At 59.3% G+C, this 22,261-nt stretch carries 21 protein-coding genes; 10 read left to right on the top strand and 11 right to left on the bottom strand.

Going from position 1 to position 22,261, the window contains the following annotated elements:
- Positions 1 to 428: 428 nt before the first annotated feature.
- A complete protein-coding gene (locus tag AC1D0I_RS29640; protein WP_095091509.1) occupies positions 429 to 617 on the bottom strand; it encodes a DUF3606 domain-containing protein in 189 nt (62 codons plus the stop codon).
- A gap of 532 nt (positions 618 to 1,149) precedes the next feature.
- Here AC1D0I_RS29640 and katE point away from each other — a divergent pair.
- Positions 1,150 to 3,258 (top strand): catalase, encoded by a 2,109-nt coding sequence (gene katE, locus AC1D0I_RS29635; RefSeq protein WP_477344682.1) that lies wholly within the window; start codon positions 1,150 to 1,152, stop codon positions 3,256 to 3,258.
- Between the two features lie 957 nt (positions 3,259 to 4,215).
- Here katE and AC1D0I_RS29630 read toward each other — a convergent pair.
- The 3 genes from AC1D0I_RS29630 to AC1D0I_RS29620 all read right to left on the bottom strand — a co-directional run bounded on the left by AC1D0I_RS29630 (position 4,216) and on the right by AC1D0I_RS29620 (position 7,005).
- Positions 4,216 to 5,997 carry a PAS domain S-box protein gene (locus AC1D0I_RS29630; RefSeq protein ID WP_477399587.1) on the bottom strand — a complete coding sequence of 594 codons (1,782 nt, stop codon included), beginning with the start codon at positions 5,995 to 5,997 and terminating at the stop codon, positions 4,216 to 4,218.
- 190 nt (positions 5,998 to 6,187) lie between these two features.
- Positions 6,188 to 6,715, bottom strand: coding sequence for a YciE/YciF ferroxidase family protein (locus AC1D0I_RS29625; RefSeq protein ID WP_477344688.1), 528 nt, complete (start codon positions 6,713 to 6,715; stop codon positions 6,188 to 6,190).
- A gap of 98 nt (positions 6,716 to 6,813) precedes the next feature.
- The gene (locus AC1D0I_RS29620) at positions 6,814 to 7,005 is read right to left on the bottom strand and encodes a hypothetical protein (RefSeq protein ID WP_477399585.1); all 192 of its coding nucleotides are present in this window, start codon (positions 7,003 to 7,005) and stop codon (positions 6,814 to 6,816) included.
- A gap of 708 nt (positions 7,006 to 7,713) precedes the next feature.
- Between AC1D0I_RS29620 and AC1D0I_RS29615 the strand changes: the two genes are divergently transcribed.
- From AC1D0I_RS29615 to AC1D0I_RS29600, 4 genes are all read left to right on the top strand, one after another.
- Positions 7,714 to 8,169 (top strand): hypothetical protein, encoded by a 456-nt coding sequence (locus tag AC1D0I_RS29615; protein ID WP_477344690.1) that lies wholly within the window; start codon positions 7,714 to 7,716, stop codon positions 8,167 to 8,169.
- Positions 8,166 to 9,386, top strand: coding sequence for an Nramp family divalent metal transporter (locus tag AC1D0I_RS29610; RefSeq protein ID WP_477344692.1), 1,221 nt, complete (start codon positions 8,166 to 8,168; stop codon positions 9,384 to 9,386). The genes AC1D0I_RS29615 and AC1D0I_RS29610 overlap by 4 nt, the downstream gene beginning before the upstream one ends.
- Positions 9,386 to 9,745, top strand: a complete 360-nt coding sequence (locus AC1D0I_RS29605; protein WP_477344694.1) for a hypothetical protein — start codon at positions 9,386 to 9,388, stop codon at positions 9,743 to 9,745. Before AC1D0I_RS29610 ends, AC1D0I_RS29605 begins: the two co-directional genes overlap by 1 nt.
- A gap of 365 nt (positions 9,746 to 10,110) precedes the next feature.
- A complete protein-coding gene (locus AC1D0I_RS29600) occupies positions 10,111 to 11,031 on the top strand; it encodes a c-type cytochrome (RefSeq protein WP_477344933.1) in 921 nt (306 codons plus the stop codon).
- A gap of 62 nt (positions 11,032 to 11,093) precedes the next feature.
- Here AC1D0I_RS29600 and AC1D0I_RS29595 read toward each other — a convergent pair whose 3' ends face one another.
- From AC1D0I_RS29595 to AC1D0I_RS29565, 7 genes are all read right to left on the bottom strand, one after another.
- On the bottom strand, positions 11,094 to 11,510 hold the full coding sequence (locus AC1D0I_RS29595; protein ID WP_477344695.1) for a c-type cytochrome: 417 nt from the start codon (positions 11,508 to 11,510) through the stop codon (positions 11,094 to 11,096).
- Positions 11,503 to 12,375 (bottom strand): cytochrome c oxidase assembly protein, encoded by an 873-nt coding sequence (locus tag AC1D0I_RS29590; RefSeq protein ID WP_477344697.1) that lies wholly within the window; start codon positions 12,373 to 12,375, stop codon positions 11,503 to 11,505. Before AC1D0I_RS29590 ends, AC1D0I_RS29595 begins: the two co-directional genes overlap by 8 nt.
- A gap of 292 nt (positions 12,376 to 12,667) precedes the next feature.
- Positions 12,668 to 13,270, bottom strand: a complete 603-nt coding sequence (locus tag AC1D0I_RS29585; protein WP_477344699.1) for a cytochrome c oxidase subunit 3 — start codon at positions 13,268 to 13,270, stop codon at positions 12,668 to 12,670.
- Positions 13,267 to 15,174, bottom strand: a complete 1,908-nt coding sequence (gene ctaD, locus AC1D0I_RS29580) for a cytochrome c oxidase subunit I (RefSeq protein WP_477399591.1) — start codon at positions 15,172 to 15,174, stop codon at positions 13,267 to 13,269. The genes AC1D0I_RS29585 and ctaD overlap by 4 nt, the downstream gene beginning before the upstream one ends.
- On the bottom strand, positions 15,171 to 16,163 hold the full coding sequence (gene coxB / locus AC1D0I_RS29575; RefSeq protein ID WP_477344701.1) for a cytochrome c oxidase subunit II: 993 nt from the start codon (positions 16,161 to 16,163) through the stop codon (positions 15,171 to 15,173). Before coxB ends, ctaD begins: the two co-directional genes overlap by 4 nt.
- On the bottom strand, positions 16,160 to 16,723 hold the full coding sequence (locus tag AC1D0I_RS29570) for a c-type cytochrome (protein ID WP_477399589.1): 564 nt from the start codon (positions 16,721 to 16,723) through the stop codon (positions 16,160 to 16,162). Before AC1D0I_RS29570 ends, coxB begins: the two co-directional genes overlap by 4 nt.
- A gap of 61 nt (positions 16,724 to 16,784) precedes the next feature.
- Positions 16,785 to 19,181, bottom strand: coding sequence for an FdhF/YdeP family oxidoreductase (locus AC1D0I_RS29565; RefSeq protein ID WP_477344703.1), 2,397 nt, complete (start codon positions 19,179 to 19,181; stop codon positions 16,785 to 16,787).
- Between the two features lie 428 nt (positions 19,182 to 19,609).
- Here AC1D0I_RS29565 and AC1D0I_RS29560 point away from each other — a divergent pair, with 428 nt between their 5' ends.
- The 5 genes from AC1D0I_RS29560 to AC1D0I_RS29540 all read left to right on the top strand — a co-directional run bounded on the left by AC1D0I_RS29560 (position 19,610) and on the right by AC1D0I_RS29540 (position 22,166).
- Positions 19,610 to 19,870, top strand: coding sequence for a hypothetical protein (locus AC1D0I_RS29560; RefSeq protein WP_477344705.1), 261 nt, complete (start codon positions 19,610 to 19,612; stop codon positions 19,868 to 19,870).
- Between the two features lie 382 nt (positions 19,871 to 20,252).
- Positions 20,253 to 20,537 carry a PRC-barrel domain containing protein gene (locus AC1D0I_RS29555; RefSeq protein WP_477344707.1) on the top strand — a complete coding sequence of 95 codons (285 nt, stop codon included), beginning with the start codon at positions 20,253 to 20,255 and terminating at the stop codon, positions 20,535 to 20,537.
- A gap of 44 nt (positions 20,538 to 20,581) precedes the next feature.
- On the top strand, positions 20,582 to 21,088 hold the full coding sequence (locus AC1D0I_RS29550; RefSeq protein WP_477344709.1) for a DUF6894 family protein: 507 nt from the start codon (positions 20,582 to 20,584) through the stop codon (positions 21,086 to 21,088).
- A 186-nt stretch (positions 21,089 to 21,274) separates the two neighbouring features.
- Positions 21,275 to 21,691: a DUF427 domain-containing protein gene (locus tag AC1D0I_RS29545; protein ID WP_477344711.1), complete on the top strand. Its 417-nt coding sequence runs from the start codon at positions 21,275 to 21,277 to the stop codon at positions 21,689 to 21,691.
- The gene (locus AC1D0I_RS29540; protein WP_477344713.1) at positions 21,621 to 22,166 is read left to right on the top strand and encodes a cysteine hydrolase family protein; all 546 of its coding nucleotides are present in this window, start codon (positions 21,621 to 21,623) and stop codon (positions 22,164 to 22,166) included. Before AC1D0I_RS29545 ends, AC1D0I_RS29540 begins: the two co-directional genes overlap by 71 nt.
- Positions 22,167 to 22,261: the final 95 nt, after the last annotated feature.

Raw genomic sequence — 22,261 nt, 5'->3', positions numbered from 1 at the left:
GGCGTGCGCGGTTGCGCTAAAGGCCGCGTCCATCTCACCACCTGCCAGGCCGATCCAATGCGGGTTCGGCTGAAGCTTGGCGAGACCTGCGAGCGCGCACGACAGCGCGGTTAGCCGCGATGTTCCGCTGCATATGTCGAATGCTCCGCTTCCATGACGGCGGGCTTTTTCATTTGGCCGGAACATCGATGCTCACGGGTGGTTGAGCTTCAGCGCGTTCTTCCGCGGTTCCTGCCGGCGGAGGCCAACTGACCGAAGCATTCGGCGGGTGTCCAGTTCCAGAGGCTCATGCCTACCTCCTTGTGCCAGCCGCATGTCGCGCATGTCGGACCATCTGGGCGCAGGCCAAGGACGAGTAGAAAACTGCTCGCTCGCATGCTCGCTGTCGGGGGACGGCGGATCGGAATACGATAGCTTAACCCGGTATCTCAGCGGGTTCCGAGCGCCTTAGCTTCGCGTTCCAGTGTCTCGCGGTTGTCGCCGTGCTTTTTGATCAACTCGCGCACATGATCAGTTGAAAGGCCGAACTTGCTGGCCAAGTAGCCAACCTCATATTCCTCGTCTCCGCTGACGCGAGTACGGTCTTGATAGCCGAGCTTATTCTTGTCGTCAGCCATTGGATTTCTTCCTCGCCGCTGCTGGATTTTGGCCGGTAGCAGCCGTTGTCTTAGCGTCTTTCGAGTGGGCAGCCAACGCTGGGCCTGCCCCAGTCGCCTTGCGCATGTCGCCACTGCGCGTTTCGGGCTGCCGTTTCTTCCCTAGAAGGCCTGAAAAATACTTGCTTAAAAACCCCATCCTATCCTCCTTTTGATCGGGCATTTCAGCTGAGACTAATTCAAGAATTTGCGTGGGCGGGATTTGTTCCTGTGGGCAGTGTCACGGTGGTACCTGAGATGACGAAGGCCAATGCATTTCGGTCGACGAACGTACCCATAAATTGATTGCCAACACCAAGTTTGTCGGGATCAAGCGGGAAGAGCGACGAAAAGGCACACCGCTCAGCTGATGCCACCTTCCGGCATGCCTCTGTCTCCCTGCTCCAGATGCGATCCTGGAAATCGGTTTGCGATCACCGTTCCAGGGAACATCTGGCGTCGCCGCAGGTTGCTGAGCAGCTCATTCCCAGAGCAAGCCCCAAAGGAGGACCGCATGGCGCGTAAGGCAGCAACCAATCCCAATTCCGCGACGATCCACGACCAAACCCTTGTTCGAGGGGAGGGCGGAGAGCTGCATCAGATTGCAGCCGGCAAGACAGACATTCTGACCACAGCCCAGGGCGGCCCGGTCGCAGATGATCAGAACACGCTTAAGATCGGGCCACGCGGCCCAACCCTGATCGAAGATTTCCACTTCCGCGAAAAGATTTTTCACTTCGACCACGAACGCATTCCCGAGCGCGTCGTCCATGCCCGAGGCTACGGCGCCCACGGCTTTTTCGAGACATATAAATCGCTCGCCAAGTACACCCGTGCCGACGTTTTTCAGCGCGCTGGTGAGAAGACGCCGGCGTTTGTCCGGTTCTCGACCGTAGCCGGCAGCAAGGGCTCGTTCGATCTGGCGCGCGACGTGCGCGGGTTCGCTGTCAAGCTTTACACCCAGGAAGGCAACTGGGACATCGTCGGCAACAACATCCCGGTGTTCTTCATCCAGGATGCGATCAAGTTCCCCGATGTCGTGCACTCGGTCAAACCTGAGCCCGATCGTGATTTCCCTCAAGCCCAGTCAGCGCATGACACGTTCTGGGATTTCATCAGTCTGACGCCCGAATCCATGCATATGATCATGTGGGTGATGTCGGACCGCGCGATCCCGCGGTCGTTCCGCTTCATGCAGGGCTTTGGAGTGCACACCTTCCGCCTGCTCAATGCCGCCGACGAGTCCACCTTCGTGAAATTCATCTGGAAGCCGAAACTTGGTATGCAATCGGTGGTCTGGAACGAGGCCGTCAAAATCAACGGCGCCGATCCTGACTTTCATCGCAGGGATCTGTGGAACGCTGTCCAGTCCGGGGCTTTCCCGGAGTGGGAACTATGCCTGCAGCTCTTCGACCAAGAGTTCGCAGACAGCTTCGATTTCGATGTCCTCGATCCGACGAAGCTGATCCCGGAAGAGATCCTGCCGCCGATTCCCGTCGGCCGGCTGGTTCTCGACCGCATGCCGGACAACTTTTTTGCCGAGACCGAGCAGGTTGCGTTCATGACGCAGAACGTGCCGCCCGGCATTGACTTCAGCAACGATCCACTGCTGCAGGGCAGGAACTTTTCGTATCTCGACACGCAGCTGAAGCGCCTTGGAAGTCCCAATTTTACCCATCTGCCGATCAACGCTCCGAAATGCCCGTTTCACCATTTTCAGCAGGACGGGCATATGGCGATGCGCAATCCCGTCGGACGCGCCCACTATCAGCCCAATTCGTTCGGCGAGGGGCCACGAGAGTCGCCGGAGCGCGGCTTCCGCTCCTTCGCCGATGCCGAGGAAGGTCAGAAGGTCAGGCTGCGCCCTGAGAGTTTCTCCGATCACTACAGTCAAGCTGGTCAATTTTTCAACAGCCAGACGCCGACCGAGCAACGCCATATCGCCATGGCGCTGACGTTCGAATTGAGCAAGGTTGAAATGCCGGTCATACGTGAACGCATGGTCGCCCATCTCCTCAACATCGACGAGGGGTTGGCCGCCACGGTCGCCGACAAACTCGGTATCACCGACTTGCCGAACGCCGCGGACGCAGCCGTGCCGCCGCGTACGGATCTGGAGCCATCGCCGGCGTTGAGCATCATCGAAAACGGACCCGACAGTTTCGAAGGCCGCAAGGTCGGCGTTCTGGTGGGCAATGGCGTCGATGCCGCGCTGCTCAACGCCTTGCAAGCCGCTATCGAAGGCGAAGGGGCGACGATGGAGGTCATTGCTTTGAAAGTCGGTGGCGTGCAGGCCGACGATGGCACCAAGATCATTGCCAAGCATATGATTGACGGGGGGCCGTCGGTGCTGTTCGACGCGGTGGCCCTTCTGCTTACGGAAGAAGCCGCGGAACTTCTGACTGGAGAGGCAGCGGCCCGGGATTTTGTGGCAGACGCTTTTGCGCACTGCAAATTCATCGGTTTTACGCCCGGGGCGGTGCCTCTTCTGGCGAAGGCGGGCGTCGACCCGGCAGCCGACGAGGGCCTTATTCCTCTGCCCGATGGGGACGCAGCCGGAACGTATATCGAGGCGTGCCGCAAATTGCGACTGTGGGCGCGGGAGGCGAGCGTCAAGCTATAGGTGAGCTTTATCCGGCAGGCCATCGCCTGCCGGATAAGTCCTTTCGAGATGAAAGGGAAACAGTAGTGACTGAGGAAGAAACCAGACGGCCGGTCATAGCCCGCAAAGCGTGCGGGGGTTGGCCCACGAGAGCGGAGTCACAGAGCAGCAAATCCTTGAGATCGTCTCATTGGTGGGAACGGACCGGGCGTCGATCCTGCGCGAGGCCAGGCTTCTTCAAAAAGGCCGGGGTTGAGAACACGCGCGGCGCCGATTTCTTCCACTACACGTGGATTCCCGACGTGCCGCAGACGATACTCGTTCGCTGCGTACGACGGCCAAAGCTGACTGTCGTTTATGATGCAACCGTCGTTGCCAGGACTGCGACAAGGTCGGCAGGGGTAAAGGGTTTGTTGACCCGAGGAGCGGACTGGAGGGCGGCGGTTGAGAGCTCGAGGTTGCCGTACCCGGTAACGACGGCGAAGGGCAGGCGACGCGAGGCCACCTCCGCCGCGATCGGAGCACTGCTCGTTCCGCCAAGATTGGCATCGACGAAGCCCATTCCACTGTCGGGCGGCGTTGCCCTCAGGAACTCAGTCGCGACCTCAAGGCCGCCAGCCGACATGCCGATGCCGACATCGGGAAGGGGCCGCGGTCGTTCTCGTCCGGGTTCGCGCTACGGGGATCGGCGGCTGCGGGACGCTGCTTTCGGGTAGCCACCGGCTTACCTGGTGCCAATGCTTTTTGGAGGGGGGAACTGGCCCTGCCCATCTCGATCTCCCAGTCGATAACGAGGGCAAGCCCTACCGGCCGCGGTCACAGGTTTCTGTAACAGGAAGAACGGGATGCAGAAAGGATGTTCCACCATCAGATGTGGCTGCCTCACTCCTGCATCGTCCCAATGTAGATTTATCCACACGGATCTCAGCATCGGTCGCCGTTCGCATTTGATTGGCGAAACAGCCCAATGAGCCGCACTTAACTTACCGCGGGGCTATCCAAAAGCGAGGCCTCGACGAAAGAGATCGGCGCCTCGATCGTCCAGATCACATCATTGAAGCCGAACTTGAGTTCCCCTGTCCCGCTCAAAGCCTGCGGCGCAACGCGCTTGAGCACGACGCTGCCAAAACCGTGGTTCCCGATTGACTTGATCTCAGGCCCGTCCTGCTCCGCCCATGTCAGCTTGAGTGTTCGATTGGCAAGCTGGCCGGCTATGCTCCACGTCACGGCGATACTGCCACGGTGACCGGACAATACACCGTACTTAGCGGAGTTTGTGCATAGTTCGTGGAATGCGATACCGAGATATTGGACGGCATTGGGGTTGAGCGTAACAGGCGGCCCCACCGTGGTGATTGCCTCTTCCCGGCCGAATGGTTTGGCTTGGGCCAAGATAAGATCGGAAATGGTGGCGCCTTTCCAGTCAGCCGACACCAATAGGTCGTGCGACCTCGACAGCGCCATGATGCGCTCCCGGACCTGTTTTTCAAATTCGTCTGGATTTAGTGACCGCTTGTTSGTCTCSCGGATCATYGAMAGGATSACCGAGTAYTGGTTYTTCACMCGRTGRTTGACCTCGCGCATCAGCATGCGGATGCGATGTTCGTTCTCCTTGGTCGCAGTTATGTCGCGCGCAATCTTCGAAGCGCCGACGATGCGGCCCGCCGCGTTGCGAACCGGCGAAATGGTGAGCGAGACCGGCACTTGTTCCCCGTTTTTGCGCTGGCGAATCGTCTCGTAGCTTTCGATCCGTTCTCCGCGCCGGAGACGCTCGAGGATCCGCGGCTCCTCGTCATGGTGTTCAGGTGGGATCAGCATGCTGACATGCTGCCCAACGGCTTCAGAGGGAGCGTAGCCGAAAAGCCGTTCGGCGCCTCTGTTCCAACTCTTGATGAACCCGTCCAAATCCTTGCTCACGATTGCATCGAAAGAGGACTCGACTACCGCGGACAGATGCTGGGCGGCGTCTTCGCCTCTTTTGCGGTCCGTGAGATCTAAAAGCATATTGACGGCACCTGTGAGGTTGCCATGCTCGTCCCTGAGCGGAGTCGGAAATGGCAAGAATGGAAAAAAGCTCCCATCGGGGCGTTGGGCGATGGCTTCGACGTTGCGGATCGGACGATTTTCCTTGAGCGTGATTGCCATGGGGCATTGGTCGTGCGGCAATTCCTGGCCATCGACGGTGAACAGGCGGAAGGTGACGCACCACTCATCCTGGCCGATCTTCGGTTCCCGGCCGGCAAGTTCGGCCGAAGCCCTGTTACAATCGGTAATTACACCTCGTGCGTCGGTCGTGTAGACCGCGACCGGCAAAGCATCCAGGATTTGGTGGAAGCGGGCGTCTTTCTGGTGGCTCGCCTGCTCGGCAGACCTCAGTTGAGTCACGTCGACGGTGAAGCAGCGCGAATGCACCAGTTGGCCGTTTTCGAATTGACCGCTTGAACTGATTTCCACGTGCCTGATGGAGCCATCGCGTGCGAGGAGTTTGGCCGGATAACGCTCGATTGCTTCGCCTCTCGATAGGCGGGCCAGGATATCGTTGATGGCGCGCTCATCGGCGTGAAAGCTGGCGATGTCGCGACCAATGTAATCAGGGGCTTCGTAGCCCAAAAGGGTTAATTCGGCTTTGTTGRCATGGAGAATACGTCCGGCGCCATCTACGATATGCAGACCAATTCCACCGTTCTCGAAAAAGTCCTGATAATCAATTTGCGGAAGGCCCAGCCCGGACATGTGCCCCGTCATAACTGCGCTTTCCATGAATTCACTATCCCAACCCGACCCTCAACAGCCTTGTGAAACGTCGACACCCTATAATGGTTCCGGTTTCGACCTCGCCGGATGATGGCGTGTCAGTGCAATGAAGGGAGCTCAATGCCTGCCACGGTGTCTCCGCGCAGCGGAAATGGCCCCGGCGAGGACGCCGGGACCATTGAAAACCGGCCCAAATTCACGCTGCTTGCAGTTCGGCCGCCCGGTCATTGACGCCGGCTTTGCCCAGCGACGTCAGCGCCCTGTCGGTCGCTTTTTCCTCCTCGAGGGTCGCGTTGAGAAGTTCAACGATATCATCCTTGCCAAGCGAGGTGGCCCACGCAATGAGAGTGCCATATCGTGCAATTTCGTAGTGCTCGACAGCTTGCGCAGCGCCTACGAGACCGGCGTCCAGTGAAGTCGATCCCATATACTCCTCGAGAATTTCCGATCCTTCCTCGAGGATGCCGTCGATGGCGGGGCAGGTTTTGCCGCGCGCCGCTGCACCAAGGATGTCAAAGACCTCCTCAAGCCGCTCGACCTGGCCTTCGGTTTCGAGACGGTGCTTTTCGAAGGCTGCGGTGACCTGCTCGTCATCTGCGCCCTTGGCCATCTTGGGCAAGGCCTTCAGAATTTTCTTTTCGGCATAGTAGATATCCTTGAGACCATCGAGTAGCAGATCCTCAAGGCCCTTGGTTTTGGCGGTTGCCTTTTTGGTGGTTGCCATTGCTGTGTCCTCATTGTTTGAAATGACCCGGTGCCGGGTATTTCCTAACTCAGAGAAAAGCCGGGAGTTCCAATTCCATTCGACGCCCTTCGGATGCGTCAGTTCAACGTTTGGCCGTATCCGAGCTCTTTCAGTTGGTCGGCCGCTAGCGCGAGCAGGGCGATGCCGATTTCGGGAGCTTGCCAGCCAGCACGAAGGGCGATGTGCCTGATCTCCTGGACATAGGGGGCAAGCGCGTTTTTACACTCTGCTCCTCGAAGGGCGGCGTCTGTGCGAGCCGGCATTTTCATCTTAACATCCCCGTGCTTGCTCAGCCGCGCCATACCCTGTGTCGAGGAAGTAGCGATGGCGGTTGTCCGAGACACATTTAGACTCTCTTCGGGACGCGGCTAGAGCAGCCTTCGACCCCCTAACTATCGAGCAAGGTAGTCGTTCCCAACGTCTTAACGTGATGGCCGGTGGAGCATCATGAAATACGGCTGCCATGACCGTGATTGAAGCAGAAATGAGGTCAGCGACCTTCAGACGACGAGGTCCATGCCTGCGCTTTAACAAGCATCATGTGATTGGCCCGGCAGGCAAATTTGCGAGCGCGGCGGAACCTTCCCGCCCCAGCAACTTTACTCCCATGAGAGGGACAAATGGAGGCCAGAAGTAGCAGCCTCGGTTGTGATACGAGCGTGGGAAGGCATGCAATGGACTTCTTCGTATTTCTCCACAACGTGGCCTCTCTCCGAAGTGACGGACTCCACCCCGAACTTGTGCGTCTTTTCAGACAAAGGGCCGTGTTGTCCGGGCCAACCGTTAGGGAGTTGCAATCCCGTGGGCCACGCAGTGGAGAGCAGGCCGGTCCCAATCCTTCCCGGATCTCAAATCGGCGCTTGCCCAGGGATGTGATCCGCTTTCCTAGGAAAGCGAAATCCAAAGTGCGGGGTCCCTGATCCACCGCCTGTTCTGACCATCTTCAGATACGCGTCGGACGGAGTGACATCGGCACCATGCAGCTAATACTGGCCATTATTAAAAATGAAGGCTATCTGCTTTGCCGCTCATTCGTGTTGGCGACCATGCTTGCTCTGGCCGCGTGCTCGTCTTCCGAGCCCATCGAGCAGCAATCAAAAATCGCGGCGTCGGCGTCGCAGACGGCAGCCATGGTCGTCGACGCGTGGGCCGCTGGCGCCGTCCCTTCACACTATGCATCGGCCACATTGCAATCGACGGCCGAAACGCTTGCCAATGCCAGCAGGCAGATGCAGTCCGAAGATTCTCCTGAATCTCCCGAGAGGCATGATGTCATCACGGCGGTGGGTCGGCTGTCGGCTGCGGCAACGCACGCCCAAGTGGGGGTGGTGGCTGGCAACCCCCGTCAGGTGAGCCACGCGCTGCAGGAACTTCGAACGGCCGCGAGCGATCTCGCCGCCGCCCATGCTCGATATTCCCCGCCGAAATCATGAAAAAGCTGCTTGAAATCTCGCTTGGTATCGTGACCAGCGTTGGCGGCTTCCTCGAGGTCGGATCGATGGCGACGGCCGCCCAAGCTGGCGCGACTTTCGGCTTCCGGCTGATCTGGGCAATCCTCCTTGGTACCATCTGCATCATCTTTCTGGTTGAGATGGCTGGCCGGTTCGCTGCCGTCAGCGGCCACACGATCTCCGACGGAATTCGCGAGAGGTTTGGCTTCAATGCCTTCCTGTGGCCTTTGTTGGCCACCTTACTCGTCAACCTCATGGTGATGTCGGCAGAGATCGGCGGCGTTGCTATCGCGGCGGAACTTGCGACCGGGATCGGCTTTCAATGGTGGGCACTGCCACTGGCGTTCCTCGCGTGGCTGTTTCTGTGGAAAGGAACTTTCGGAGTCATCGAGAAGGGCGTGGCGATCCTCGGTCTTGTCACACTCTGCTTCGTGGTCGCGGCGGTGATGTTGAGACCGGATTGGGGAGAGGTTGCCGCTGGTGCGATGCCCAGTCTGCCGGAGCACGACGCGGCAAACTACTGGTTCATGGCCGTCAGTATTTTGGGCGCGTCGATATCGCCCTACCTCTTCATGTTCTATTCTTCGGGCGCCGTCGAGGATCACTGGGACAAAACCTATCTCGGCACCAATCGCGCCATTGCGGGCATGGGCATGAGTTTCGGTGGCACGATTTCGGTCAGCGTGCTGATCGTGGCCGCGCTCGTATTCGGCGCGCACGGCATAAACCAGGTCAACGATTACCACCAACTGCCGCTGATGCTGACCCCGATATTTGGTTTTTGGGGGTTTGTCCTGTTCGTTGCCTCGCTCGCGATAGCCTGCTTCGGCGCAGCACTCGAAATCGGGCTGCAGCAGGCTTATCTCGTCGCCCAAGGCTTCGGATGGAATTGGGGCGAGGACCTGAAACCGCGCGATGATCCCGCCTTCTGTGGTGTCTATACGCTGTCGTTGCTGCTTGCCGCGATCCCGATCGCGCTCGGCCTCGACCCGCTCAAGCTAACCATCTTCTCCATGGCGGTGACGGCTGCCAGCCTGCCGCTGACCGTTGTCCCCTTCCTCTTCTTGCTCAATGACGAGCGTTATGTCGGCGAGCATCGCAACGGCATGGTCTCCAATGCCGCGGTGATCTTCATCATCGCGCTAGGCTTCGTCCTTGCCGTGGTGAGCATTCCCTTGCAACTGTTCGGAGGTTCGTGATGGATTTGCTGCGCGATCTGCTGGACAAACAGGTCGTTGACCGTAAGCGGGTTAAGATCGGCAAGGTTGACGGATTGGTCGCTGAGTTGGGGGCAGACGTGCCGCCCAGGATCGTCGCGGTCGAGCTCGGGTCGATCACGCTGGCGCGCCGCCTTGGTCCAAGACCGGGGCGCTGGATGACATGGCTTGCGGCAAGGCTTGGCGGCGAGCGCCATGCCGAGCCGCACCGTATAGCGTGGAAAAAGGTGCGCGATATCGGCGTCGACATCGAAGTCGACATTGAGGTGCGAAGGACCGCGATCTTCGATTGGCAGGACTGGCTGCGCGACCACGTCATCGGCCGCATCCCGGGAGCTTGACGATGGCCACCGTCAACCTCGAACATCTTGCTGGCCGGCGGGTGCTTTCGCTGCGCGGCAAAAGCGTCGGTCGCATAGAGGAGCTAGTCGCGGACCGTCACGGTGACGATGTAGTCGTTACCGAATTCCATATCGGCATCTTCGCTGCTTTCGAGCGGCTCTCCGCCTCGGCGATAGGCATCGCCATGTTGGACTTCTTTCGCCTGCGCCACCGCGATTGCCTGTACCGCGTTCCCTGGGACAAGCTGGACATCTCCGATCCACTCCGACCACGGCTGCGATGCACCCTTGAGCAACTTTCTCACATGAAGGCGGGAATCGAAGACAAGAGCGAGCCGCGCTTGCCTGACGGTTTGCGGGGGGGAATGGCGAGCGCTGCGTGGAAATTTGCTCTTGGAGTTTTGCTGTGTGCAGCCGGCGCTGGCGCGGTCTTGTGGTACATGACCGCGGCGAGGCCTCCGTTTGCGGATCGGGATCGGCAATTTGAAGGCCCGGGCGATGTCGCGCATGGTGAGCTCGTTTTCGATGCCGGAGATTGCGCTTCCTGTCATGCAACACCGGGACAGCCCGACCGCCTGAGGCTTGGCGGCGGTATGGCGCTCGCTTCACCATTTGGGACCTTTCGGCCTCCCAACATTTCCCCCGATCCCGTCGATGGCATCGGCGCATGGAGCGTCATCGACCTGGCAAATGCGCTCATCGGCGGCGTGTCGCCAAGGCATGACCATTACTATCCCGCCTTTCCCTTTACGAGCTTTACGGGCATGACGGCCGGGGACATTAGGGATCTCAATGCCTATCTCAAGACGCTTCCCAAAGTAGCCGGGCGTGCGCCGCCGCATAGTCCCGCGATCCTGTTCAGCATCCGGCGGTCGGTCGGGATTTGGAAAATGATGTTCTTTCGCGAAGGCTCCACCTCTGCGCATCTCGACGGAGACCCTCTGCATGATCACGGTGCTTATCTCGTCGAGAGCGTCTCACACTGCGCCGAGTGCCATTCCACCCGCAACGCTTTTGGCGCAATCAAACCGGACACTCGCTTTGCCGGTGGCATCGATCCGCAAGGCACGGGATTTGTGCCGAACATCACCCAGGACAGGTTGTCTGGATGGACCGAGAACGACATCGCAGTGATGCTCAAAACGGGCGAGACGCCCAACCACGGTCGCGTGGGATCTTCCATGGCCGATGTCGTGGCCAATACGGCAATGCTGCCTGACAGCGACCGCCAGGCGATCGCACGTTACATTAAAGGTCTCGCACCGATCGCCACGCCGCACCCTTAAGGCAATTCCAGGAAAGTGACCTGGCTTTCCGCCCGGAATTGCGTCAAAGCAAACATCAACGATCATTGGGCGTAGAGGTAGGCCGCGAGGTCTTTGGCTTCCTGTTGCGAGACGCCAGTTGACGGCATCGCCGTCTGAGGGGAGAAGCTCCGGGGCGAAACGATCCATGCGACCAGGTTGTCGGAATTGTTTTCCAGCACGCCTGCAATATACACACGCTTTGATAGTCCGGTGAGCGGTGCACCGGTCTGGCCGTCCGCTCCCGGTATGCCGGGGATGGTGTGACAACCGGAGCAGCCGTAGCGGCGAAAGATTTCTGGAGCGCGTTCGGTATCGCCGCCGGTCATCGTTTTGGCTACGGTCGCCCGGGTGAGGTTGTCGCGCGTGATGTTGGCCGTGACAAAAGCGGCCGATGCCGCCAGAAGAACAACGGCCGTCAAGGTGGCGCGGCCAGCGGGAGACGCAAAAAGGTCAGGCATTTTGCGACCTCCTTTCGCTTGATCCACGAATCCAAAGCGCCAGCATGGTCATTGCCGCCGCCGCATAAATCGTGCCAGCTGGCACCCACATGATCATGCCGGCCAATTGCTGGTCTTCCAAAGGTGTCAACCCCCAAGCCTTCGCGTCCTGGGTCTGCGCGAGGTAGAGCACGCGTGGTGCGAGCGCCATCAAGGCGCCAAGAATGCCGGTGTGGACCATGGTGGCGAATAGGTGCCAGGCTGAGGCGCCGTAATCGCTTCGCCAGACAATTGCCCACCAGAACAATATCGCTGTCGCAAAGAAGCTGAGATGCTGAAGGCGATGCAGGGCCGTGTTGGTCAAGGCCGCGTCGAACAGCACCGGCATGTGCCAGGCCCAGATGGCGACGCCATGGATGATGGTGGCGTTTGTGGCGCTCGCACACCAGTCCCATGTCCCGCGTATCAGGGGTGAACCCATCAGCGACCCCGCGATGTGACGGGCTCTTCCGGACAAGCCCCATAACAGAATACCAACCGGTCGCGCGAGCACGATCAAGGGGGCCGAGATAGCCATGACGATCTCATGCTCGATCATATGAAAGGTAAAAAGGTGCTCTCCAAGCCAGTGAAGCGGCGAAAGCAGCGCACCCGCCAGTGTTAGTATGCCGCTCCAATACAGCAAGGCGGGGATGAGCAAGCTCCGTCTGCTTCGCCACCCAAGCCTCACGGCGCCAATGCCGTACAGCGCGGCAAGTATTGCAAGAGGCACGACGATCCAAGGATCAAATGTCCAGGGAATCCCAGAACCATGGGTCTCGTCCCAGTGCGCCATTGCCGGGGTGGCGATCATGAAGGAGATCAGGGCGCAGATCAGCGCAGGCATGGGTCAAGCAGCATAGTAGCCGCCCCCTGCAGCGACAGCGCAAAGACAAACGCCAGTGCGATCAGAAAACCTGTATCGACGATAAACCGGGCTGGCTTGGCCAATCCCGTCGAAGTGGCCCGTGATGCAGCAAGGCCTGCAATCGAGGCGACGAGGAGTGTCCCGCAAGAGGCCGCGGTCCAGGAAACACTCTGGCGGCAATCGATGTAGGGCGTGATTTGTCCAAGCTGAGTGCTCAGCGCCCAGGTCACTGGCGGTATGAGTAGTCCGGCGTATCGAAGCCTAATGTTGGTCAAAGGCGTGGAACCCAATACAGGCAGGCATACATAGGCAACCAAGTCGCCACCACGAAGTTCCAGTACATCGCGTTGTCGCTGACGTCTCCGTAGCGGCGCCCGTTGTCCCCATGCCGTGAAAACATGAGGCAGGTCAGCACCAGCGTCTCGACCAGATCGGTCACGATATGCGTCGTATGCAGGCCGAGCATCACCCACACGATCGACCCGTAGGCGTTCTGATCCCACTTGATATGCATTGCCGGAAACTCGAACGCGCGCAGGATCAACGGTACTAGGCCGAGCACGGACATGACAATCAGGCCGATACGAACCTTGAACAAATCCTGGGCTCGCGCCCAGCGGGCGAGGAAGATGTTGGGGACGAGACTCGCCACCAGGAGAGCCGTCAGGGTCGTTCCGGCGAGCAGATCTGGCGGTGGGGCATCCAGGGGCCAGTGTTGTGCCAGGCTCATGAGATAGAGATAGACGATGATCGAAAGAGCGAAGCCCGTCCCTTCAATGAGCATGAACGCGAGCGTTCCCCACCAGGAAACACTCGCCGTGCCGAGGCCATGGGGCGGAAGTTCCGTCAGGTCGAGTGCGACGCTTTCCTTCATGAGTCATCCTCCGGCGTGCCCTTTGGCCAGAACCAGCCAATGAGTGCGATCGCAACTGGTAGCGAGCCCCACACAACCGCCCATGGGGTGAATATCGACCAAATCAGCGTCGCGGAGGTGGCAAGTGCTGCCCATAGTGGCCAGATCGAGTCCCCGGACGACGATTCACGCGCTTCCGGAAGCGCTTCGACGACACTGCTGATCAACAGTTCACGACGGTCGACGCGCAGGCCCGAAACGACACCTAGCATCTTTGGGTCGTCAGACAGGGGCTCGAGGCTGCCGACCACCGGCAGCCGTGCGAAGTTGTACGGCGGCGGCGGCGACGAGGTCGCCCATTCGAGCGTCGAGGCCCCCCACGGATTGGATGGCGCAACGGCACCTGACCGGGCACTGCGTATGGCATCGACGAAAAACAAAAGGAAGCCGGCGGCAAGTATGACGGCGCTGAGGCTGATAAACATGTTCAGGCCCGCCCATGGCATCTCGGGCTGGTAGGTGTAGATGCGGCGCGGCATGCCGCGCAGCCCGAGAATATGCATGGGAAAAAAGGTCAGGTTGAAGCCGGCAAAGGTCAGACCGAACACCCAGCGACCGAGTGTCTCGCTCATCATCCGGCCCGTCACCTTGGGAAACCAATAATAGATCGCGCCGAGCAGAGGAAATACGGCGCCGCCGATCAGGACATAGTGAAAGTGCGCGACCACGAAATAGGTGTCGTGGACTTGTGTGTCGAACGGGACGGACGCCACCATCACGCCGGTCAGGCCGCCAATGACGAATATGACCATGAAGCCGATGACGAACAAAAACGGCGTCTTGAAAGTCGGCCTGCCTGCCCACATCGTCGCCAGCCAGCAGAATATCTGCAATCCCGCTGGAACCGCGATCGCCATGCTTGAGGCGGTGAAGAAGCTTTCTCCAAGCCGGGGCAGGCCAGCCACGAACATATGATGGACCCATAGTCCAAACGCCAGGATACCCGTCGCGATTAACGCCATCACCATCGCCAGATAGCCGAACACTGGCCGACGCGTGAATGTCGCGACGATGGTCGACACCATCCCCACGGCCGGCAGAAAAATGATGTAGACTTCCGGATGGCCGAAGAACCAGAACAGGTGCTGCCACAGCAGGACGTCGCCGCCTTCGGCCGGATTGAAGAAATGTGTTTCGACAAGCCGGTCGAGAATAAGGGCAGTGCTCGCGATCATGATCGCCGGCATCGCCAGGATGACAAGAAACGACGTGACCAGCATTGACCAGACGAACAACGGGATCCTCTCCAGAGACATTCCTGGAGCGCGTTGCTTGAAGACGGTGACGACGATCTCTACCGCGACGGCGAGCGCGGAGACTTCGGTGAAGGTGATCATCTGTGCCCAGATGTCGGCCCGCTTCCCAGCCGCATATTGGGGGCCGGAGAGCGGGACATAGGCGAACCAACCGACATCCGGTCCGGTGTCCAGCACAAAGGCGATCCACAACAGCAAACCGCCGGCTAGATACATCCAGTAGGAGAACGCGTTGAGGCGCGGGAAAGCGATGCTCCGGGTCCCCACCATCAAAGGCACGAGGTAGACGGCCATCGCCTGCATGACGGGCACGGCAAAGAGGAACATCATGTTCGTGCCATGCATGGTGAAAATCTGGTTGTACCGATCGGGCCCTATAAAGCGGGCTTCAGGTTGCGCCAATTGCAACCGCATCAGCAGGGACAGCAACCCGCCAAGCGCCAGGAAGACAAACGCCGTGGTGATGTAGCGCCGGCCTATGATCTTATGATCGACCGTCGAAAGGGCACCCCACAGGCCTGGCTGGGTTGCCCACGTTACCGCGAGGCGCCGGTCCAGCTCGGCTCCGTCGAATGCCGTGTCACGGACGCCGCGGTCATCGCGCGTCATTTCAGGCTCTCCATGTAGGCGGAGATATTCTGAAGCTCGATGCTGGTCAGCGCGACTATCGGCATGTTGTTTCCAGGCTTGAGCGTCTGCGGATCGGCAATCCAGGCCGCCAGTGAGCCGCGCGTGGTTTCCAGCAGCCCGGCGGCGATCGTCTGCCGGCCGCCGATGTGTGTAAGGTCCGGTCCTGTCGTCCCGTTGGCCGGCGTACCCCGGACCGTGTGGCAGGCAGCGCACGGCCTAGCCAGGAAAGCTGCCTTTCCTGCTGCCGCGTCCGGATCGCTCGGCTTCATCGCTTCAGCACGCTGCGACGCCGCCCAAAGTTCGTAGTCCGCCGGCGCCTCTGCGATGACAATGATCGCCATATGGCTATGCTGAACGCCGCAGAACTCGGCGCATTGGCCCCGATAAACGCCGGGCTTTTCGGCTCGCAGCAGCAAACTGTTGGACCGGCCCGGAACAAGATCCTGCTTTCCGGCGAGGCTAGGCACCCAGAACGAATGGATGACATCGGCGCTCTCGAGCCGGAGGTGAACATTCGCACCGACGGGAATGTGAATTTCGTTGGCAGTCTGAAAGCCGGGCTTTGCGTCGGTACCGGCATAGAAGACCTGCCACCACCATTGCTGTCCCTTGACCGTGATCGTGAGGGCGGCACTTTCCGGGACGCCGATATTCCGGGTGGTATAGAAACTTGCGATCGTCAGACCGGCGATGATGACTACGGTGGCCGTGACCGAGGCAATCACCGCCATTGTCAGCCGTGCCTCGGACTTCGCGCTGTCCGCCCCCGGGCGGCGGCCCCGCACGAGGGCCAAGGCAAGCATGACCATTACCAGGATCCAGACCACAGTACAGAGGATGACTGTTGCGATGATCAGGTGTTCGACATGGATGGCGGGAGCGCCGCGCGGGTCAAGCGCCGACTGATTGCCGCTGCAGCCCGACGCGACGGCAGTGATCGCCGGCAGAAGAGCGCCGACCTTTCTCATGGCGAAGGTCCCTGGTCTGGGTGGACGCCGACCGGTCCCTCGTTGAAGAGGATTATCGCAGGGCCGCGATTCTCGGCCGGGCGGGTGTGTTTGTCATCGTTGCGGCTGGGCGCGGCTATCTTCGGCGTATAGGAACCGATTGTCTGGAGATATCCTGCGAGCTGCCAGATCTGCTCGATCGTCATCCTGTCGCGAAAGGCAGGCATGCCGTGCGGGCGGCCGTCCCGGATGGAAGCGGCTATGGAAACCATCTCAGGGCCATAAAGCCACCAGCCGTCAAGGAAGCTCGGCCCAACACCGCCACGACCGTCGCCGTGGCACGCGGGGCAGCCAAACCAGGCATAAAGACGCTTGCCCAGACTCAGATTGTAAGCGTCCGTTTCATAAGGCTTGCCGAACGCGAAATAACTCTCGGGTGGTGTTCCGCTGATGCCGTTCTGCATAAGCCGGAATCGGTTGAGGTYGGCAGCAGCCGGCGGATCGAGGCGAAGCTCTCTCGGCTGCCGCAACCAGCCGAGCAGGCCGCCCACACCGACGAGGAGCAGAAGCGCGCCAGCCATCAGCGCCGACTTCGGATTTGCGATGGCCCTTTCTGTCAAGCGGTTCTCTGCCCCCATGGCATCAGCCATCTGGAGTTAAGTGCGATCGGCTAAGGCGGACTGGCAAAAGCTTGTATGACGGCGTCTTCGACTTCGGGTCGTGGTGAGCCAGAGGGAAGAGCGGGTTGGTTTCGGGAAAATATGCCCCGCAGCAACCCTTTGGGATGTTGTAGGAAACGACCCTCAATCCCGTAACCTTACGCGCGGTAGCCTCATCGATCGCTGTTGTCAGATCAACAATTTCGCCATCGGCGAATCCCAGGCGGGCAATATCCTCCGGGTTCAGGAATACGATGGTGCGAGTGCCGTTCACTCCACGAAAGCGGTCGCTGTAGCCATAGATCGAAGTGTTGAACTGATCGTTGGAGCGAAGGGTCGCGAGATGAAGAACGTCGGCATTCTGCGACGTCGACAATTCCGGAAAAAGCCTGTCTGGCGTAATGAAATTTGCTTTTCCGCTGTGCGTCACCCATTTGCGTTCGCGCGCCGGCAGCGGTCGGGCAAATCCTCCTGGCTTGAAAAGCCGCTTGTTGAAATCCTTGAAGGTTTCTGGGTACGTCCGCTCGATGGCGTCTCGGATTTCCGCATAGTTGCCCACCCAGGCGTCCCATGGAACCTTCGTCTCGCCCAGAGTGGCCTTGGCGATGCCGGCAACAATCGCAGGCTCCGATAGGAGTGCGGTGCTGGCGGGTTTCGTCTTGCCGCGCGAGCCGTGGAAATGGGCAATGGAGCTCTCCATCGACACGGCCTGCGGACCAGTCGCTTGCTGATCGAGTTCGATACGGCCGAGGCAGGGCAGGAGGTAGGCGATCTCGCCATGCAAAATGTGGCTGCGGTTAAGCTTCGTCGCAATCTGCACGCTCAGACGCAGTTTGCGCCATCCCTCTTCCATAGCAGCGGTCTCGGGCACCGCTCTCAGGAAGTTCCCGCCAAGGCTTATGAACGCGCGCGATTGGCCGTTCATGATGGCTGCGCACGTCTCGACTGTCGAGCGGCCCGTCCATCGCGGCGGATCGAAGTCGTAGAGTTCGGAAAGCTTGTCCAAGGGGGCTAGACCGGGCTTCTCGGTGATTCCGACCGTCCGTTGCCCCTGCACATTAGAATGCCCGCGGACGGCACAGATATTCGCGCCGGGCTTGCCGATATTGCCGCGCAGCAGTGCCAGATTGCAGACCATATGGACGTTCTGGACGCCCATGAGATGTTGCGTAAGGCCCATGCCGTATACCATCAGCACGGCATCGGATTTGGCGTAGGTGGCCGCGGCCTGCATCATCTGATCACGGCTGAGCCCCGAGACTCTCTCAAGTTCATACCACTGATATGCTCGTGCTGCTTCAGCAAATTCCTCGTATCCAGCCGTATTCTCCTTGATGAAATCATGATCGAGCACGTGCTTCTCGTCGGCGGAGGCTATCGAGGCTGCGAAAGCGACCATTGCCGCATTGTCAGGGTCTTTCGGCTTGCCGTCCTCTCCGGCCACGCGGCTCTTGCCGGATGCCTTGCAGGCATCGTCAGCTTCGATGAGCGCCTTGCACACACCGAATAGCGCCGCGATGTCGCCGCCATTGTTGACTTGGTAATATTCGGACGAGATTTTTGTCTCTTTGCCGGTCAGCATTTGCACCGGCGACTGCGGATTGACGAAGCGCTCCAGGCCGCGTTCGCGCAGCAAGTTGAAGGTGACGATCTTCACGCCTCGGTTGACGGCATCCTGGAGGTCGTGCAGCAGGCGAGGCGAAGATGTTCCCACGTTTTGGGCAATGTAGAAAATACAGTCGGTATTTTCGAAGTCCGACAGAATCGCGGTGCCTACAGAGGCGCCGATGCTTTCCGGAAGCGCCACCGAAGAGCTTTCGTGACACATGTTGGAACTGTCAGGCAAATTGTTGCTACCGTACATGCGGGCAAATAGCTGGTACATGTAGCTCGTCTCGAGCGACGCGCGGCCAGACGTGTAGAGGTCGACCTGGTGCGGATCGATCGCGCGCAGCTCCCTGCCAATCTCGTCGAACGCTTCTGTCCAAGCCACCGGAATATACTTGTCGCTGGTCGCGTCCCAGCGCATGGGCTGGGTCAGCCGACCCTGATCCTCCAGGTTGTGATCTGGCCAGAGCTCCAGTTCGCTCAGCGTGTGTTTGGCGAAGAATGCTGGGTCGGCCCGCCGGGATGTGATTTCCCAAGCGGTCGCCTTCGCCCCGTTTTCGCAGAATTCGAGCGGATGCGGCCGAGAAGGTTTTGCCCAGGCGCAACTGACACACATGTAACCTTCGGGCTTGTTCTGGGTCGAAAGTATCCTTGGCCCCTTCAAAGGGACTTGTTCTCTCACGATGATCGCGGCCACGGATTTCGCTGAGCCCCAGCCACCGGCAGGTCCGCCGTACGGTTTGGTGGTGGCTGATCTTGTCTTCGATGTCATTTCTGTCCTCGTTTGCATGGCGAGGCCCGATGTGGTCTCACCCATATCGGCGCGATTCCCGTCGCTGGGCTTCAGCCGCGATGATCCGTCGGCAAAGTGAAAAGGCATTCGAGAACGTACTAAATTTTGTTCAGGTTACCGATCAGCCTGCCGAGCCCGATTCATAGAACTTGGTATCTGCCCGACGGTTCCACGATGACGCCGGCTTCGTTGGGGTCGGCTCTAGGCAATCGGCGAGATCAGATTTTTGATCGGTGGGAGTGTGACGTGCAGACACGCGCCTCTCGTTGTGCGGCGACGCGAAGGGGAGGCTCGCAGCTGACAATGATTTATCGGTACAGCTTGCATCCTTTGAGGCTGACGGGAGTTGGAGGTCAGTCCATTGAACGGTGAGCCCAATGAAAAGGGATCTCAAACCCGAAACGGAATTGCCCGAAGCTGCCGACATTTTGGTCAATCGGACCGCGTATTTTGTCTCAGACTGGATTGACGAGCACGTGATCGAAAACCTGACCGTCGTTCCGGCCGGCGTCGACGTAGCCGAGGAACTCGCGAGCCAGTGCATCGCGGATGCACAAGATGAAGATATATCCGCCGAGGACATCCAGGAAGAGGTCGGTGATCTCAAGGAATACATTGCCGAGACGATCGTCGAGGAAGGCAGCGCGCTAGCGCCTGTTGTGCGATGACAAAGCCCTACGGAGAGGCGGCCGGGGATGGCGACTGCCGTTATTTCGCGCGCCTATGCGGCCTTACGGCTGAAGAGACTCGCAAGCTGATACTGGAGGCCGGCGACCGACCGCTCAATGTCCGACCAGTGAATCGATGGCCAAGCGTCCCCCTCAAGGCGTTTGAGGCTGCCGACAAAACGCGCGCGGGTCGTTCTGACCATAATTCGATACAGCACGCTCGAACTTCAAAGATAGACCTCCCTCATGCAACCAGAGGCGGCAAATGCGACGCCTCTGTGCCGTGCGATCGCATTCATTGTCCGGGCTGTCGGGTCGAATCAAGTTGGAACCGTTCGGCGCTTCGAAGGTTGGGACAGCCTATCCACCAGGAGATGCGACCATGGACCATACCAAGCACGTTCGACTTACGAGCAATGAATTGACTCCCGACATACTCGACGGCGCCGCTATATATGGCGCGCACGACGAGAAAGTTGGCGCAGTCTCTCACATGCACGGAAATCAGATTGTCATCGATGTCGGCGGTTTCCTCGGCATCGGCGCTAAACCTGTGGCCGTGCCAGCCAACCAACTGGAATTCATGCGCGACGAGGATGGTGATGTTCACGCCGTCACCGCCTGGACCAAAGACCAGCTCGAAGACATGCCAGAGCACCAGGATTGAGAACCAGGCCCGGTTTCGGCCGGACAGTCATTCAGGAGCCTTATATGCAGATCGTTCGCACCGAAGTAGTGAATGCTACCGCCCTAAATGGCCACGCGATCCTTCGTGTCATGTTTTGCGGCGAGGGGAGTGAATGCGTGACCGTCGACATGGCGAATGTGGACGGCGATAGCGAGGCCGCATTGAACCGGGCGAAGGCGATTCTCGTGCAGACCGCCACGTTCGGTATCGCTGCCAATGACTACGACGCGAAAAGCAACGGCAATTTCGATGAAGTTGCTGCGACGTCGGCGAGCGATGGAGAGAGCGATATGTATGTCTTTGAATGTCGCGACGGCGGGACCAGCCGACGAATACCGCCATCTCACATGCCGAGCCTTGAGGCTGCCCGCGAGGAAGCTATGCGCTGCGCTGCTGATCTCTTGGTCGACCTTCAACCGGGCACGGACGAACTATCTGGTTGGCTGGTGCGGGTCTTTAACGAAAGCGGTGAGGTGCTTTACACCGTTGATGTCGCCGAGGCTGAGGCTGCCAGGCAAACAAACCAATAAGGCATTCAACTTATCCCGGACTCATCATCGGTGCCGATGCGTTGGCGCGACACGCCTGTGCAAGGTCGGCCCAAGCCGAACCAGGCCGCACGAGGGCTTTCGTCGGGGAGTACCGGAACCTGACGCGTTGCCATGCATTTCGTCCTCTGGGTATCGCAAATCAGCTCGCAGCCAGGGAGTATTCAGATGCACGCTTTAACCGATTCGGAACATCACTTTGGTCAACTGGCCATAGAGCCGTTTGCCGGCACGGTGACGGTGCGATTTTCCGACGCCGTAGTCGCCGCCACGGAACGAGCAAAAGTGCTCCGGGAAGATGGACACGAGCCCGTCTTCTTCATTCCTTTCCAGGATATCTATTTCGACCTTTTCGAAAAGACAAACACCACAAGCCAGAGCCCGTTGAAAGGAACAGCGAGCTACTGGCGTGTCCATGCAGTTGGTGCCTCGGCCGACGATTTCATGTGGGCATATGAGACGCCGAACGCGTCCTTGCGGGCCATTAAGTCGATGCATGCATATCTGTGTGGATATGCAGCGGCTGTTTGCAGAGCCGTCGCAATGGGCGACTCCCTGGATTACCCGCGTCCTTCCCCAGATTGAAACTCTGGTTGAACGACGCGCGCTACAGACGGTCTTCACGCGCTTCCTGCCTGCGCAAAAGCCGGGCCAGGGCGTCGGCACATGGAAGCACTACTATCAGCGCTGGGCCTCGATGACGATCGAGAACATCGATCCCGCAATGATTGAACTGTTGCCGTCATTGGCTGGTTACTGTCCGCCGGCAGCGATCATCGACAAGTACATCTACTCGCCATGGTTTGAAGGGCGCCTCAGAACCCTTCTCATGGCGCGTGACATCGATACACTGGTCATCACCGGCGGCGAAACCGACGTGTGCGTCCTGGCAACGGTGCTCGGAGCGATCGATTTCGGCTACCGCGTGGTTCTCGTCACGGACGCGCTGTGCAGTTCTTCCGACGCGACGCATGACGCGCTGCTGACCGTTTATCACCAGCGCTTCGCGCAGCAGGTTGAGACGGTCGATATGGATACGGTTCTCTCGAGCTGGACCTGATGTCAGCTGGCGCGTAGACCAAGCAGACTCCGACATCGAGACGTATGACGCGCGTTGCCGACTATTGCAATCAGCCCTCTGGAGCCGGCATAGGC

The sequence above is a fragment of the Mesorhizobium sp. P2_D1 genome (assembly GCF_056404455.1).
This window is presented reverse-complemented; position numbering and strand designations above follow the sequence as displayed.